The sequence below is a fragment of the Brucella pseudintermedia genome, from assembly GCF_008932435.1.
GTDB lineage: Bacteria > Pseudomonadota > Alphaproteobacteria > Rhizobiales > Rhizobiaceae > Brucella > Brucella pseudintermedia.
In genome coordinates this window covers 188,964-203,364 of sequence record NZ_WBWE01000007.1, presented here as the reverse complement: position 1 = coordinate 203,364, position 14,401 = coordinate 188,964, and the positions used below count along the sequence as shown (strand labels likewise).

Here is a 14,401-nt window from a genome sequence, read left to right as displayed (position 1 = left end):
ATTATTAGCGATATAATATAGTTATACATCGCGCAAACATATGCTAACTTATTACTTATATCAATTGTAACAACTACAGTCTCTTAATAGTCATAACTTTGTGCACCTGTTCGACGGCCACGCGGTCCACCGCTTCTGTCTGCAGAGTGGTGTGATGAAGATCGTATTGTTCCTGCAAGAGATGTTCCACTGCGCGACGCACGGTTTCGCCGTCTGCGCCGCGCGTCAATACGATATGCGCGGTCAGGGATTTCTGGTTCTTGGTCAGCGACCAGATATGCAGGTCATGGAGCGCCGCCACGCCGGGCACAGCTAGAACGGCTTTCTGCAGATCATCTAGGTCCAGTCCGGCCGGAACCCCTTCCAGCAGAATATTGATGCATTCCTTGAGCAAAACCCATGTGCGTGGAAATACCATGAAGCCGATGCCGATCGCGATCAGTGAATCCACCAACTCCAATCCAGTCAGATAAATGATCACGGCCCCGACAATCACGCCGGCTGAACCCAGCATATCCGCCCAGACTTCAAGATAAGCACCTTTGACGTTCAGGCTTTCATCCTTATGTCCCGTCAAGACACGCATCGAAATCAGGTTGACGACAAGGCCGACCATGGCAACGACCATCATACCGACGGACTGTACTTCTGCGGGACGCCAGAGACGCGCATAGGCTTCATAAAGAATAAAGAAAGCCACACCCAACAGCAGCAGCGCATTGACTGATGCCGCAAGAATTTCAAAGCGGGCGTAGCCATAGGTACGAAGAATATCAGCTGGCCGTCGGCCCAGATAAATTGCGATCAAGGCAAGAAGAAGCGCAAAGCTGTCAGTCGCCATATGCATGGCATCGGATAAAAGCGCGAGGCTGCCGGTGATGAAACTGCCGACGATCTCGGCGATCATGTAAAGGCTGGTCAGGGCGAAGGCGATCCAAAGCCTGGGAAGCGGCGTGTCCCTGGCGTCTCCATGATCGTGATCGCCGCTCATGCGACCCTCCATACAGATTATGTATCAGCCTGCTTCGCGCAGGCGTTCCGCTGTCTGCAAATCCACCGAAACGAGCTGGCTCACGCCCTGCTCGCCCATGGTGACACCGAACAGGCGGTTCATGCGCGCCATGGTGATCGGGTTATGGGTGATGACAACGAAGCGCGTTTCGGTCGAAGCCGCCATTTCATCCATCAGATTGCAGTAACGTTCGACATTGTGGTCATCAAGCGGTGCGTCCACTTCGTCGAGCACGCAGATCGGTGCCGGATTGGTTAGGAACACCGCGAAGATGAGCGCCATGGCCGTCAGTGCCTGTTCACCGCCGGAAAGCAGCGTCATGGTTTGCGGCTTCTTGCCGGGCGGGCGGGCGAGAATTTCAAGACCCGCTTCCAGCGGATCGTCGCTTTCGATCAGTTGCAGTTCAGCCGTGCCACCGCCGAAGAGATGCGTGAACAGGCGTTGGAACTGCACATTAACAACGTCAAATGCAGCCAGCAGGCGCTCACGTCCCTCACGATTGAGGCTCTGGATTGCCTGGCGCAGTTTCTTGATCGCCTCAATGACGTCTTCCCGCTCGGAGACGATGGTATCGAGACGTCCGGACAATTCCTGCTGCTCTTCATCGGCGCGCAGATTGACCGCGCCAAGCCGCTCGCGCTCGATCTTCAACCGCTCGAGTTGACGTTCCAGCTGATCGGGATCGGGCAAGGCTTCGTCCGGCTTCAAGCCTGCTTGGCGAATAGCCTCATGCGGAGGACAGTTCAAGGCTTCCGCGATGCGGGCTTCGGCATCCTTGCGCCGCTCTTCCGCCGCCGCAAGCCGTTCTTCGGCACGCGCACGCTGTTCGCGGCTCGCCGCCAGCTGCTGGATGGCAAGAGTGGCCGTCTTGTCGAGTTCCGCCTGCGCGGCCTCTGCCTCGGCCAGAATATCGCCCGCCTGCTTGCGAAGGGCATCAGCCTGCGAAAGCTCGTTCAAAAGCGCCCGGCGACGGCTCTCGATCTCGTCAGGCGCTTCCGCAAGCGCCTCGGCTTCATCCGCCGTTTCCGCCCGACGATCATTCAATGCTTCTATATGGCGGCCGGCATTTTCCGCGCGGGATTTCCAGTTGCGGCGCTCCAGCGCAATCATTTCCAGCCGCCGCTTGCGGGCATCGGCCTCGCGCCGCAGCCCTTCATAGGCAGCACGCGCCTCAGCCAGCGCCGCGCGATCCGCCATGACCTCGCTGCTCAATGCAGCGAGCCGTTCGCCAATCGCATCGATATCCGGCATTTCGCCAAGCCGATCTTCGGCTTCCGCGACGCGCATTTGCGCTTCTTCGAGATTTTCAGTGAGATGCGCCTTGCTGTCTTCCAGACCCGCACGGCGTGTCGCGAGCTGACCTGCGGCGCGTTCGGCGGCAGCCAGGGCTTCGCGCGCTTCATCGAGTTTGCGCTGGTTTGCGCGCCATTGATCGCGGGCAACACGCTCCTGCTCAATGGCCTCGCGAACGCCAGCCTCGGTACGCTGCACGTCCTGTTCGGCCTGCTCGGCGCGCTTGCGGGCTGCAACCGCTTCCTGTTCGAGTTCCGCCAGCCGGTTTTTTTGCGCCAGCCGCTGGGCCGCCGGCGTTGGCGCATCAGCGCTCGCCGTATAACCGTCCCAACGCCAGAGCGCGCCCGCCTTGCTCACCAGCCGCTGGCCCGGTTGCAACAAGGCTTGCAGGCGCTTGCCGTCGCTATCCGAAACAACGCCAACCTGTGCCAGCCTGCGGCGCAACTGCTGCGGCCCTTCCACCAGCCGGTCAAGCGGCGTCACGCCCTCCGGCAAAGCAGGATCGGCATTGGCGGCAGGATTGTAAGCCCAATAGACCGGCGCGTGTTCATCGCTGGCCGCATCGAGATCTTCGCCAAGTGCTGCACCGAGTGCGACTTCATAACCCTTCTCAACCCGCAGTTCTTCCACCACTGGCGGGAACTGCCCCGTTTCACCGGCATTCAGAATGCGGGCCAGCGTCTGCGCTTCCGTTTCGATACGGTTCAGTTCAGTGCGGGCTTCGCTCAAAGGCTGGCGGCTGGCGGCTTCCGCCTCACGTGCGTTGGCGACAAGCTCTTCCGCGCTGGCGACCATTTCTTCCGCCGTGGCTAGCGCTTCCGCGCAACGGTCGACCACGATGCGCTTTTCCGCCGGATCGAACAAGCCGCCGATCTGCTCCGCAACCGAAGCAATGTCGCGCTCGATCGCTTCCATCTGAGCGGCCAAACGGTCGCGACGGTCACGGGTTTCCTTCAGGGCCCGCTCGATCTGCACACGTTCCGCAGCCGCTTCGGCACGCTCAGCCGTCACGCGGGACAATGCATTCTCGCTGTCCTGCAAGCGAATTTCCGCCTCCTGGAACAACGCATGCAATTCCTGATCGCGTTCGCCGGATTCCTCGGCAGAAGCGATCAGTTCCTGCTCCTCCTCGTCGAGTCGCGCCAGAATATCGGCGTTCTCGCGCATCATTTCTTCTTCGCGCGCTATATCGGCGGAAAGCTGCTCGAGGCGCTTTATCAACTCTGCCCGGCGAGCACGAAGACGCTCGCCTTCCTCATCCAGTTGGGTGCGAGCAATGGAGAGGCGCTGCAACGCAGCCGCGGCCCTGGCCTCGGCTTCACGCAGTTCGGGCAGCTTGTGCGCACCGACTGCCTGTGCCTTTGCAGCGTTCATCTGCGCCTGCGCCATGTCGCCAACGGCGGAAGTCGCCTGCGCCAGTGCGCTTTGCGCCTCGCCTTCCTGCATCTTTGCCTGCGACCAGCGCAGATGCAGGAGTGCGGCTTCCGCCCGGCGGATATCTGCGGAAAGGGCCTTGAAGCGATTTGCCTGACGGGCCTGACGCTTTAGGCTTTCGATCTGGCTACCCAGTTCACCCACCACGTCATCCAGACGCTCCAGATTGGTTTCGGCGGCCCGAAGGCGCAGTTCGGCCTCGTGGCGGCGCGTATGCAGTCCTGAGATGCCAGCGGCTTCTTCGAGAAGCGCGCGACGGGCCTGCGGCTTTGCCTGAATCAGCTCACCGATACGGCCCTGCCCGACCATCGACGGCGAACGAGCACCTGTCGACTGATCCGCGAAGAGAAGCTGCACATCCTTGGCGCGCGCTTCCTTTCCGTTGATGCGGTAAACCGAGCCGGATTCGCGTTCGATGCGGCGGGAAACCTGCAACTCATCCGCATCATTATAGCTTGCCGGCGCGCTGCGGTCCGAATTGTCGAGGAAGAGCGTGACCTCCGCCGTATTGCGCGCGGGCCGCGTGGCGGAGCCTGAGAAGATCACATCGTCCATGCCGGAAGCGCGCATGTTCTTGTATGAGTTTTCACCCATCACCCAGCGCAGCGCTTCGACCAGATTGGATTTGCCGCAACCGTTCGGACCGACGACGCCGGTCAGCCCGCCTTCGATGACAAACTCCATGGGCTCGACGAAGGATTTGAAGCCGACAAGACGCAGCTTGGAGAAGCGCATCAGCAAACGCCTCCGGCTATCGTCCCAGAAACGCAAAAAGCGGGCGCAAGGGAGCGCCCGCTTTTCGATCTGAAAAACGGATCAGAGAAGCTTGTCGATGATTGCCGACATTTCGTCAACCGAAAGCGCTCCAGCGTATTTTTGTCCGTTAATGAAGAAAGTCGGCGTTGCATTCACACCGAAATCCTTCGATCCACGCTCCATCGTGGCTCTCACATCATCGAGAAGTTGCTGGTTCGTCAAGCAAGCCTTGAACGACTCCTGTGTAAAACCGGCAAGTTTTGCAATTTGCAGGAGAGCGGCTTCGCCGTCTTCGGCAGTCGCCCATTGCTGCTGCTGCTTGAAGAAAACGTCGACCATCGGGAAGTACCGGTCTTCCGGTGCGCAGCGCGCCAGCATGAAAGCGGCAGTCGCGCGCGGATCGAACGGGAACTCACGGAAGATGAGCCGTGCCTTGCCCGTATCGATATATTTTTCCTTGATTTTCGGGAAGGTGTTGATGGTGAAATCGGCGCAATGCGGGCAGGTCAGCGATGCATATTCAACGATGGTGACCGGTGCGTCCGCCTTGCCGTAGACCATGTCCTTGAGCTTGCCGGGTTCGGCAATCTTGGCTGCATCGACTGTGCCTTCCGGACTACGCTGCTGCGCATTCGCGCCACCGGCAAAAGCCAGACCGGCAGCCGCCGCCCCGGCAAGAGAAATAACGTGTCTGCGATTAAACGCTGCAGGCATCCGAATCATCCAGTCCTGTTTCAATAGTTGACTTCGACATACAATCTAAAGCGGCAAGTCGCACTTCGCTAGACCCGCAGCGTTCACATGAAAGTCAGCACCTTGCATTTTTTGTCTTCATATTTGCGACAATCAACCTGGGGCGCCTCTTACAAACTGCTGAAAGCTTGCATCAAATTTATGGCGGCCAGCAGAATTCAATTGCCCTTGCCGTCCTTTCGGCCAGTGGTCCGCTTCTCTGCGAGAATGTTCTTGCCGAGACGGGCAAGCGCTGCGCGAAGCGCATCGTCTTCAATAGCGTCCGTCGCCTTGTCGATACGGCGCTCATCCGCAGGCCCGAGCGGCGCCAGACGCTTCACCCGTCGCTTGGCCGGAATAAGCGGCGGTTTCTGCTCGATGCGGATGCGCCCGACCGCGGAGAAGCCGAGAAACCCGTTGATACGGCTGATGATTTCTCCTGTCTCGTGCTGGACCTGAAGAGCGGCGAACCCTTCACAGGCAATAATCAGCGTTGCAGGAGAAAACGGGTCGTCCTCATGGAGACGGCGTGGCCAGATAATGCGCAGTGGGCGCGAGGTTGCGCCGATGGCGGGACCGACGATGTCTTCCCACGACTGAAGCAAGGCGAGATTGATACCGGCGCGTTTCTGCAGCATCGGATCGACCAGACCCGAAGCCATATCTGCCAGCGGCCGGAAGCCGCGTCTGGATGTTTGTTCGCTCATCGCGCTCCATTATAGCCGCGAAACCACTCCACGAACAAAGGAATACCCTGATCGAGCGTGGTTTTCGGACTAAAGCCAAGGTCGCGGGCGGCAAGCGTGATGTCGGCATAGGTGCGCGGCACATCGGCGGCCGGCATGGGTTCGAGCTTGCGGATCGCTTCCTTGCCCGTTGCTTTCTCGATCGCGGCGATGAAATCGTTGAGCATCACGGGCCGGTTGTTGCCCAGATTATAGACGGGTGCCGTATCTCCCGGCTTGTCGACTATGCGTCGCACCGCGCCTACCACCCCGCTGACGATATCTTCCACGAAGGTAAAATCCCGCTGCATCTCGCCATTGTTGAACACGCGGATCGGCTCGCCCTTGAGGATCGCCGAAGTGAACAGCCACGGCGCCATGTCGGGACGCCCATAGGGGCCGTAAACGGTGAAGAAGCGCAAACCGGCAGAGTGGAGCTTATGCACGTGACGATAGGAGTAAGCCAGCAATTCGCCAGAGCGCTTTGTTGCGGCATAGATCGATACAGGATGATCGACGGGATCGCTCTCGGAAAACGGCACTTTTTCGTTTGCACCATAGACCGACGACGAACTGGCATAGACCACAGGCGGCCGCTTCTCCAGTCGCAGCGCGGTTTCGAAAACCGTGACCTGTCCCTGAACATTGGCCGAGATATAGGCCGAGGGGTTCTCAATGGAATAGCGTACCCCTGCCTGTGCAGCCAGATGCACGATGACATCCGCATCACGGTCGGAGCCGATTGCAGCGGTGAGTGCCGAGGCGTCGGAAATATCCGCCTTCGCAAACCGGAACCCGTCCCGCATGTGAAGCTTCGAAAGCCGCGTTTCCTTTAACGCAACCGGATAATAATCGTTTACATTGTCAATGCCGACGACCTGCCAGCCCTCGTCCAGCAATCGCTGCGCGGTATGGAAACCGATAAACCCGGCAGCGCCCGTTACAATCGCTTTCATGCAGCTGATTTCTTTCCCAAAACATATGAGGTGAGCCCGGCGCGCCGTGCCGCCATGATGCGCCTTGATGCAGCCGCGTTGAGCGCCGCGAGGAAGAACATGGTCGAGGATATCGTCACTTCGTGCAACAACGGATTGTGCAGCATGCCGTAGCTGCCGCACACAAGGGCAAAGTAGATCAAGGCTCGCCGCATTGCCCAGCTATCGGCTGTTCGCCACAAATAGACGAAGATGGAGATAAACGCACAGGCCATGAAGATGAGACCGACAATACCGTCATTCAGCAACTCGTCGAGCACCGTATTATGGACATGGCGGAATCCGTCAAGCATCGACGCCTTGTCGCCTGCCTCGGCCCTCACATAGTCCATCTTTGAATAGGAACCGACACCTGCGAGAGGATGGGCGGCGATAACATTCGACGCACTCCTCCACATGACCTCGCGAATATCCGCCGAAACCTTGTCCTCCCAGTTAGCGGCGTGTCCGGTATCGTAATATTCGATCATTCCGGCGAAACGTTTGGAAATGATGCTGCCAACAGGGCCCACCACGACGAGAGCGGCTATTGCTGCAAACAGTATCGCATAGGCAGTTCCCTGCTGCCGGATACTGAAACGCTTCAGGAAGATGACAGTTTCCACGGCTGCGAATATCGGCAAGACCACGATGACTGCCCGGGTTTCGGACGTCAGAACCGCAGCGAACCCCAATACCAGCCACTGCGGACCGTTCGGCAAATATCGCGAAGCCTTACGCAAAGGAATGGCGGCGGAAATCGCCGCTACCCCGGCTACGAATGCAAAGACAGCCTGATTACCGCCGACACCTATGCGCCCCCCGTCGGTCACGGAAAGATAGAGCGCGATAATCAGGGCAAGCAGCGTCCCAACACGCGCGCCAAGGACATAGGCCCGGAGCGGGTCCCGGATAAGCACCATTCCCGAACCGGCAAAAGCAAAAATCGCGATCAGCAGCGTGTAGCCGATCTGGCGGTTGTCGTTGAAAGGCTCCCCCCGAAACAGGATCAGGCCCAACGACCAGACAGCATATAAGATTATAAACAAATAGAATTTTCGGGCGAACATGCGCGTAGTCGCATGACGTCCGCAGGCGAGGTAAATACCGATGCAAGAAAATACGAAAAGTACCAGTGGTCCGAGCCCTACGCGAACGGGCATGGCCGCCGATGCGACTGCAAGTACCCCAGAATCTATCCGACGCCGCAGGAGAAAAGACTTTTTAAAAAAACTCAAACTCTGTCCTCTCTTAAGCTCTTCCTGTCAAAAGAGTAAGCGATTCGTCTGACATAGTCTGTCGCTCGAAACAGAAGGGTGCTTATCCTTTTGTATGCCGGCAGACGCTTTTTGGCGTAAGCCGAGCGCCCCTGTGCGATAGTAGAAGTGGCCATGTCCGAAAATTCGACGACCGGCTTGTCGGTTGTAAAAATCTGATAAGCACCAGCCCATCCTCTTTCCAGTGCGACATCATAAGGAAGCCGCATCGGGCGAAGCGCCTTGAGCAATTTCGAGGCGCCTTCACGGGTAACGACATAAGCCGCGGAACTTCCCAGCGGTCCATGCAAGCAGCGACCAATTGAAAACTGGCTATCAATACGCTGGAAAGACTGGAAAGCAGCGGTTCGGTGATTGACAAGCTTCACTGCGTCCCAGCCTGCCGCCTTCGCCAAATGTGTTAGAAAGGGTTTGAACGCAGGTGTAAAAACGATGTCATCTTCCACAATCACGGCAAAAGGCTCCGGCGCACCGGCTATGATTTCCAATGCTCGTATGTGACTGAAGTAACAGCCAATTTCTGCCGGCATTGCGATTTTACCGTGCCAGCGACGGAACGCTGCCTCATCGAAATCCGTCAGTTCCTCCGATGACAGCAGCTTTCCCTCGACGGCTTCCACGCGCCGGAGTACGATTGAAAGAGCATCGGCGTTGGACTTCAACCTGTCCCAGCGATCCCGGGACCGCGCAAGATTGACGACATAGACAGGTACTGACTGGTTCACTTATTCTCTTTCCAAGGAAGCTTGCCTGGAGACCCCGGCAGATTTCTATGCTTAAGCCTTTCATATGCACAGCATTGTTTCTATGAAGTGTAAAATTAAGGCATTAGAGCGGCTCTCGTGAAGCGGAACAGCGCATCCGTTCTATCTCTTTGCTTTCAGGCATTACCCCACGCAAAACCGCTTCGCACTTTTGCTGGAAATGCTCTAATCAGAATAATGCCCAATTGTTAATCGATGCCGTTCTCATGCTGACTTCCACCACTTCCAATCAAAGCACCAAGCTTCTGCACTGGTATGACCGGCACCACCGCGTCTTGCCGTGGCGCATCAGCCCATCCGAACAGGCATCCGGCATCAGGCCAGATCCCTATCGCGTGTGGCTGTCCGAGATCATGCTTCAGCAGACAACAGTCGAGGCGGTCAAGTCCTACTTTGTAAAGTTCACCGAACGCTGGCCCACGGTTCAGGCAATGGCGCGGGCGAGTGAAGACGATATTCTGCGAGCATGGGCCGGACTTGGATACTACTCGCGTGCACGAAACCTGAAAAAATGCGCCGACGCTGTGGTCCGGCAGCATGACGGCAAGTTTCCGGACAGCGCCGCAGCACTGAAGGAACTGCCGGGCATCGGCGACTATACTTCCGCAGCCATCGCTGCAATCGCCTTTGGTGAAGCGGTCGCCGTTGTGGACGGCAATGTGGACCGCGTGATTTCACGGCTTTACACAATCGACACGCCCCTGCCCGCAGCAAAACCGGAAATCCGCGCGCTTATGGGGCAATTGACTCCCATCGACAGGCCGGGAGATTTTGCGCAGGCGGTGATGGATCTGGGCGCAACCATATGCACGCCGCGGCGTCCAGCTTGTGCCATCTGTCCGCTCAATGACGATTGCATGGCGCTCAAATCCCGCGACCCGGAAGAGTTTCCGGTAAAGGCGCCCAAAGCGGAAAAGCCAATTCGCACAGGCGCGGCATTCATTGCCATTGCCGACGATGGTTCGGTTTTCCTGCGCAAGCGGAGGGATGAGGGACTGCTCGCCGGGATGACCGAAGTTCCGGGCAGCCCATGGACGGCTCGCATTGATGGCGATACGACCATCGATGCGGCTCCGTTCCCCGCGCGATGGACAGCTTCCGGTTCGATTACGCATGTTTTCACGCATTTCGAACTGCGGCTCTCCGTCTATCGTTCGGAAAATGTCAGCAAGGCTGCATCCAGCGACGGCTGGTGGTCCCGCCCGACCGAGCTTTCAGACGAGGCATTACCAACAGTCATGAAAAAGGCGATCACCGCTGCCATACCAGAAGCTTTCAAAGGGAAGAGGAAAAACCGTTGAGCAGTCCCGTCAAGCACATCGTCTTCGACATCGGCAGGGTTCTCATCCATTACGATCCCGAACTCGCCTATCTCGATATTATTCCCGATGCGTCGGAACGGCGTTGGTTCCTGGAGAATATCTGCACCGGCGCGTGGAATATCGAACAGGATCGCGGGAGAACCTGGCATGAGGCTGAGGCGTTGCTGATCGATGCGTACCCGGAGAAAAGCGATCACATCCGCGCGTTCCGGCAAAACTGGAACCGCATGGTGCCGCATGCTTATGAGGACAGTGTCGAAATTCTGCGCGGTCTCATCGGGAACGGCCACGACGTCACCATGCTGACGAATTTTGCTTCGGATACGTTCCGGGAAGCGCAGGGGCGGTTTCCATTTCTGACTGAAAGCCGGGGCGTCACCGTGTCGGGCGACATCCGCATGTTGAAACCTGACCGGGAAATCTACGATCATCACGTTGCGTCATTCGATCTCGACCCGGCAGCTACGCTTTTCATCGATGACACGATGCACAATGTGGAAGGTGCCAGGCATGCTGGCTGGCAGGCCGTGCATTTTACCGGTGCGAACAAGCTGGCCGCTGACTTGAAAGCACTGGGTCTCGCTTTCTGACCCGGAATTCCCGGTCAGACGAAAACAGCGAAGACGCCCGAAGCCTATGCTTCGGGCGTCTCACTGTCAGACTATGCTGGAGGCCGTCCGATAAGAATAAAAGCGCGGGGCAGGCAGTTCAAAACGCGTTCTAGAGCGGTTCCTGTTCTGACAGAATCGCCGGAACCGCTCTAACTATTTGTTTTATCGCATTATCCAACGCAAAACCGTTTCATACTTTTGCTGAAATGCTCTAAGCGCCTGCAGTCGCCATCTGGTCACGAATGACCTTGCGCAAGGCGTCAATTGGCTTCAGCGTGCCGTTTTCCTCGTAGTGCCAGAAAGTCCAACCGTTGCAGGCATCAAAGCCCTGGACCTTCGCGCCGATACGATGGATCGAACCGGCTTCGCCATTGGCGGCAAGCGTGCCATCGGCCCGCACAATCGCAGCAAAACGGCGGCGTTCATCGGAAAGCACCGTGCCAGGGCGAAGAAGACCGGCTTCTATAACGCTGGTGAACGCCACACGCGGTTCGGCCCGCTTGCCGGTCATCACCGTGAGTTCGGCCTTGCCGAGCGGTTCAACGGCATCAATGCGCGCCGTCGCCGCGTCGATATAACTTTGTTCGCGCTCGATGCCGACGAAATGGCGTCCAAGACGCTTTGCAACGGCGCCGGTCGTGCCGGAACCGAAGAACGGATCGAGAATGACGTCGCCGGGCTTGCTAGACGCCATCATGATGCGGGCAAGCAGCGCTTCCGGCTTCTGGGTCGGGTGAACCTTGTCGCCGTTTTCGTCCTTGAGGCGTTCCGAGCCGGTGCAGATCGGGAACAGCCAGTCCGAGCGCATCTGCACATCGTCATTGGCGGCCTTCATCGCTTCATAGTTGAAGGTGTAGCCTTTGCCCTTCTGGTCCCGCGAGGCCCAGATCAGCGTTTCATGGGCGTTCTGGAAGCGACGCCCGCGGAAATTCGGCATCGGATTCGTCTTGCGCCAGATGATGTCGTTCAGGAGCCAGAAACCGAGGTCCTGCAACTGCGAGCCAACGCGGAAAATATTGTGGTAGGAACCGATGACCCAAATGGTGCCGTTCGGCTTCAGGACGCGGCGGCAAGCCATAAGCCAGGCGCGTGTGAACGCGTCATAGGCCTGGAAGCTTTCAAACTGGTCCCAATGATCGTCAACCGCACTCACCATCGACTGGTCGGGACGATGCAGATCGCCGCCAAGCTGGAGGTTATATGGCGGATCGGCGAAAATCACGTCCACGGAATGATCCGGCAGGCGTTCCAGAGCAGCGACGCAATCACCTTTGATGATGGAGTCAAGCCAGGCGGTACGCGGAGCCTCGATGGGCAACTCATGCGCAAGACGTACAAGAGACATGGGATACTCGATTACCTGTGGACGCAAAAACTTGTCCTTATGGTTACCGGGCAGGGTAAATATGCAGTTAACGCCAAGTGATTGAAATCGTAAATCTTTTCTTAAAGGAGAGGGAAAGTCCACAGTTCCGGGCTTTTCACGCACTATTGCCCCGAACATTTTGCCGTCTGTCATCTTAACGCCGCGATCGCTATGCAATGCTGTTGTCGACCGCTTGCCCTTGATAAGGCTTGGTTATTCCTTTTTGCCTATAATCGGCAGCCAACTTCTGAATTTGCGTGGCGGGCATGCCAGCCGCCCGCTTGCCCGGTGTTTTTATGATGAATATCGCTGAACTGCGGCATAACCGGTATTTGCGGGTTTTATTCGTACCCTTCCGCATGCGTGCGCTGGTTCGCGGCAGCGAAATTGGCCTCGTTATCGCCGGGGCCGCGATCGGTATCATTTCAGGGCTGATGGTTGCCGCCATAGGCAGTATTTCGCAATGGATGCACCAGGCGATCTTCGCGCTTGAGCCCGGCGAAAAACTCAGTTCGGCTGCATCGCTGCAACCGAGCGCCTATATTGCACCGCTCGCTGGCGGCATCCTGATGGGGATCGTGATCTGGGTTCTTGCGCGATGGCGCAAGCGTCCCATCGTGGACCCGATCGAAGCAAATGCGCTCCATGGGGGGCGTCTGTCGCTCACGGACAGCTTTATCCTTGTCGGGCAGAACCTGATTGCCAACGGCTTCGGTGCATCGGTCGGACTGGAAGCAGCCTATACGCAGCTTGCGAGCGGTTTCGCCTCCCGCATCGGTCGGGCGCTCAAGCTTCGCCGCGCGGATCTGCGGACTTTGGTCGGCTGCGGCGCCGCGGCTGCCATCGCCAGCGCCTTCAATGCACCTTTGACCGGGGCATTTTACGCATTCGAACTTATCATCGGCGTCTATTCGATTGCCACGCTGACGCCGGTCGTCGTGGCGGCGATCATCGGCGCTCTGGTGACGCAGGCAATCGGCGGCGCGCCCTTCATCATCGATATCGGCCAGATCGACGACATCACGCCACGTGATTACGTTCCCGCTCTTGTGCTCGGCTTCTTCTCGGCAGGCATTGCCATCCTCATCATGCGCGGCGTGACCTTTGTGGAAAAAGTCGCCCGGCGCAGCGTGGTGCCCAATGTGATGGCCCCGGCTATCGGCGGCGCCATCGTTGGAATGATCGCCTTCCTTTCACCGCAGGTTCTGGCCTCGGGCCACGGAGCGCTCCACCTCGACCTGAATGCAAACATCACCATTCCCGCCCTTCTGCTTCTGATCTTTGCCAAATCGCTCGCTTCCGCCGTCTCCATCGGGTCCGGCTTTCGCGGTGGCCTGTTCTTCGCATCGCTGTTTCTCGGTGCACTGACAGGCAAGCTGTTTGCTGCCGTGGCCGGCGCGGTATTGCCAGCCGGTCTGGCACTCGCGCCCGAAGTCTATGCCGTCATCGGCATGAGCTCGCTCGCCGTCGCAGTCGTGGGCGGACCTATGACTATGACCTTCCTGGCACTGGAGCTTACCGGCGATTTTCCGATTTCCATGCTCGTGCTCGGCGCTGTCGTCTCGTCCTCGCTGATGGTGCGAAAGACCTTCGGTTACTCCTTTGCCACATGGCGCTTCCATCTGCGTGGAGAGGCCATCCGTTCCGCCCATGATATCGGATGGATACGGGACCTGACCGTCAACCGGATGATGCGCCATGACGTGCGGACCGTTCTGATCGATACCGATATCGAAACATTCCGCCATGATTTCCCGCTCGGATCGACCCAGCGGGTGATCGCCGTGGATGCCGAGGGACGGTATGTCGGCATGATCCCGGTTCCAGAAGTTTACGCCGACAGCTTCGATACATCCGATGGCGAACACAGCATCCGCGAGCTTCTCAAATATCAGGATGAATTCCTGCTGCCGCAGATGAACGCCAAGGAAGCTGTCGTCCGCTTCGACCGGGCAGAAAGTGAAGCTCTGGCCGTGGTGAACAACGCACAGGAGCGCAAGGTTCTCGGCCTCCTCAGTGAAGCGCACACCTTGCGCCGCTATAGCGAAGAACTGGACCGGCGCCGTCGCGAGGTGTCCGGTGAGGTCTGAACGGGATGAAAACCGAAGCGGAATGGAAATCGGCCCCTGGACCGA

Annotated in this window: 11 protein-coding genes; 3 read left to right on the top strand and 8 right to left on the bottom strand. The window is 58.0% G+C overall.

Annotated features, from left to right (window positions below; translation table 11 throughout):
- Positions 1-73: 73 nt before the first annotated feature.
- The 7 genes from F9K78_RS11405 to F9K78_RS11375 all read right to left on the bottom strand — a co-directional run bounded on the left by F9K78_RS11405 (position 74) and on the right by F9K78_RS11375 (position 8,928).
- Positions 74-991 (bottom strand): cation diffusion facilitator family transporter, encoded by a 918-nt coding sequence (locus F9K78_RS11405; RefSeq protein WP_128006063.1) that lies wholly within the window; start codon positions 989-991, stop codon positions 74-76.
- Between the two features lie 24 nt (positions 992-1,015).
- Positions 1,016-4,474 carry a chromosome segregation protein SMC gene (gene smc / locus F9K78_RS11400; protein ID WP_063619993.1) on the bottom strand — a complete coding sequence of 1,153 codons (3,459 nt, stop codon included), beginning with the start codon at positions 4,472-4,474 and terminating at the stop codon, positions 1,016-1,018.
- 81 nt (positions 4,475-4,555) lie between these two features.
- Positions 4,556-5,209 carry a DsbA family protein gene (locus F9K78_RS11395; protein WP_025091947.1) on the bottom strand — a complete coding sequence of 218 codons (654 nt, stop codon included), beginning with the start codon at positions 5,207-5,209 and terminating at the stop codon, positions 4,556-4,558.
- A 197-nt stretch (positions 5,210-5,406) separates the two neighbouring features.
- Complete coding sequence (locus F9K78_RS11390) at positions 5,407-5,934, bottom strand: DUF721 domain-containing protein (RefSeq protein WP_006473222.1); 528 nt, start codon at positions 5,932-5,934, stop codon at positions 5,407-5,409.
- Complete coding sequence (locus F9K78_RS11385; protein ID WP_063619992.1) at positions 5,931-6,908, bottom strand: SDR family NAD(P)-dependent oxidoreductase; 978 nt, start codon at positions 6,906-6,908, stop codon at positions 5,931-5,933. Before F9K78_RS11385 ends, F9K78_RS11390 begins: the two co-directional genes overlap by 4 nt.
- On the bottom strand, positions 6,905-7,975 hold the full coding sequence (locus F9K78_RS11380) for an O-antigen ligase family protein (RefSeq protein ID WP_235925413.1): 1,071 nt from the start codon (positions 7,973-7,975) through the stop codon (positions 6,905-6,907). The genes F9K78_RS11385 and F9K78_RS11380 overlap by 4 nt, the downstream gene beginning before the upstream one ends.
- A gap of 185 nt (positions 7,976-8,160) precedes the next feature.
- Positions 8,161-8,928: a glycosyltransferase family 25 protein gene (locus tag F9K78_RS11375; RefSeq protein WP_063619990.1), complete on the bottom strand. Its 768-nt coding sequence runs from the start codon at positions 8,926-8,928 to the stop codon at positions 8,161-8,163.
- Between the two features lie 245 nt (positions 8,929-9,173).
- Here F9K78_RS11375 and mutY point away from each other — a divergent pair, with 245 nt between their 5' ends.
- Positions 9,174-10,268 carry an A/G-specific adenine glycosylase gene (gene mutY, locus F9K78_RS11370; RefSeq protein ID WP_151682216.1) on the top strand — a complete coding sequence of 365 codons (1,095 nt, stop codon included), beginning with the start codon at positions 9,174-9,176 and terminating at the stop codon, positions 10,266-10,268.
- On the top strand, positions 10,265-10,879 hold the full coding sequence (locus tag F9K78_RS11365) for an HAD family hydrolase (protein ID WP_006470703.1): 615 nt from the start codon (positions 10,265-10,267) through the stop codon (positions 10,877-10,879). The genes mutY and F9K78_RS11365 overlap by 4 nt, the downstream gene beginning before the upstream one ends.
- Positions 10,880-11,111: 232 nt before the next feature.
- Here F9K78_RS11365 and F9K78_RS11360 read toward each other — a convergent pair whose 3' ends face one another.
- Positions 11,112-12,245 carry a site-specific DNA-methyltransferase gene (locus F9K78_RS11360; protein WP_006470702.1) on the bottom strand — a complete coding sequence of 378 codons (1,134 nt, stop codon included), beginning with the start codon at positions 12,243-12,245 and terminating at the stop codon, positions 11,112-11,114.
- Positions 12,246-12,565: 320 nt separating this feature from the next.
- On the opposite strand from F9K78_RS11360, the gene F9K78_RS11355 reads away from it, so the two are divergent.
- Positions 12,566-14,356, top strand: coding sequence for a chloride channel protein (locus F9K78_RS11355; protein WP_031346440.1), 1,791 nt, complete (start codon positions 12,566-12,568; stop codon positions 14,354-14,356).
- The last annotated feature ends 45 nt before the right edge of the window (positions 14,357-14,401 follow it).

Excerpts from the sequence above, each read along its gene's own strand:
- smc (WP_063619993.1), bottom strand. The coding sequence starts at position 4,474 with ATGCGCTTCTCCAAGCTGCGTCTTGTCGGCTTCAAATCCTTCGTCGAG.
- F9K78_RS11390 (WP_006473222.1), bottom strand. The coding sequence starts at position 5,934 with ATGAGCGAACAAACATCCAGACGCGGCTTCCGGCCGCTGGCAGATATG.
- mutY (WP_151682216.1), top strand. The coding sequence starts at position 9,174 with ATGCTGACTTCCACCACTTCCAATCAAAGCACCAAGCTTCTGCACTGG.
- F9K78_RS11405 (WP_128006063.1), bottom strand. The coding sequence starts at position 991 with ATGAGCGGCGATCACGATCATGGAGACGCCAGGGACACGCCGCTTCCC.
- F9K78_RS11355 (WP_031346440.1), top strand. The coding sequence starts at position 12,566 with ATGAATATCGCTGAACTGCGGCATAACCGGTATTTGCGGGTTTTATTC.
- F9K78_RS11385 (WP_063619992.1), bottom strand. The coding sequence starts at position 6,908 with ATGAAAGCGATTGTAACGGGCGCTGCCGGGTTTATCGGTTTCCATACC.
- F9K78_RS11360 (WP_006470702.1), bottom strand. The coding sequence starts at position 12,245 with ATGTCTCTTGTACGTCTTGCGCATGAGTTGCCCATCGAGGCTCCGCGT.
- F9K78_RS11395 (WP_025091947.1), bottom strand. The coding sequence starts at position 5,209 with ATGCCTGCAGCGTTTAATCGCAGACACGTTATTTCTCTTGCCGGGGCG.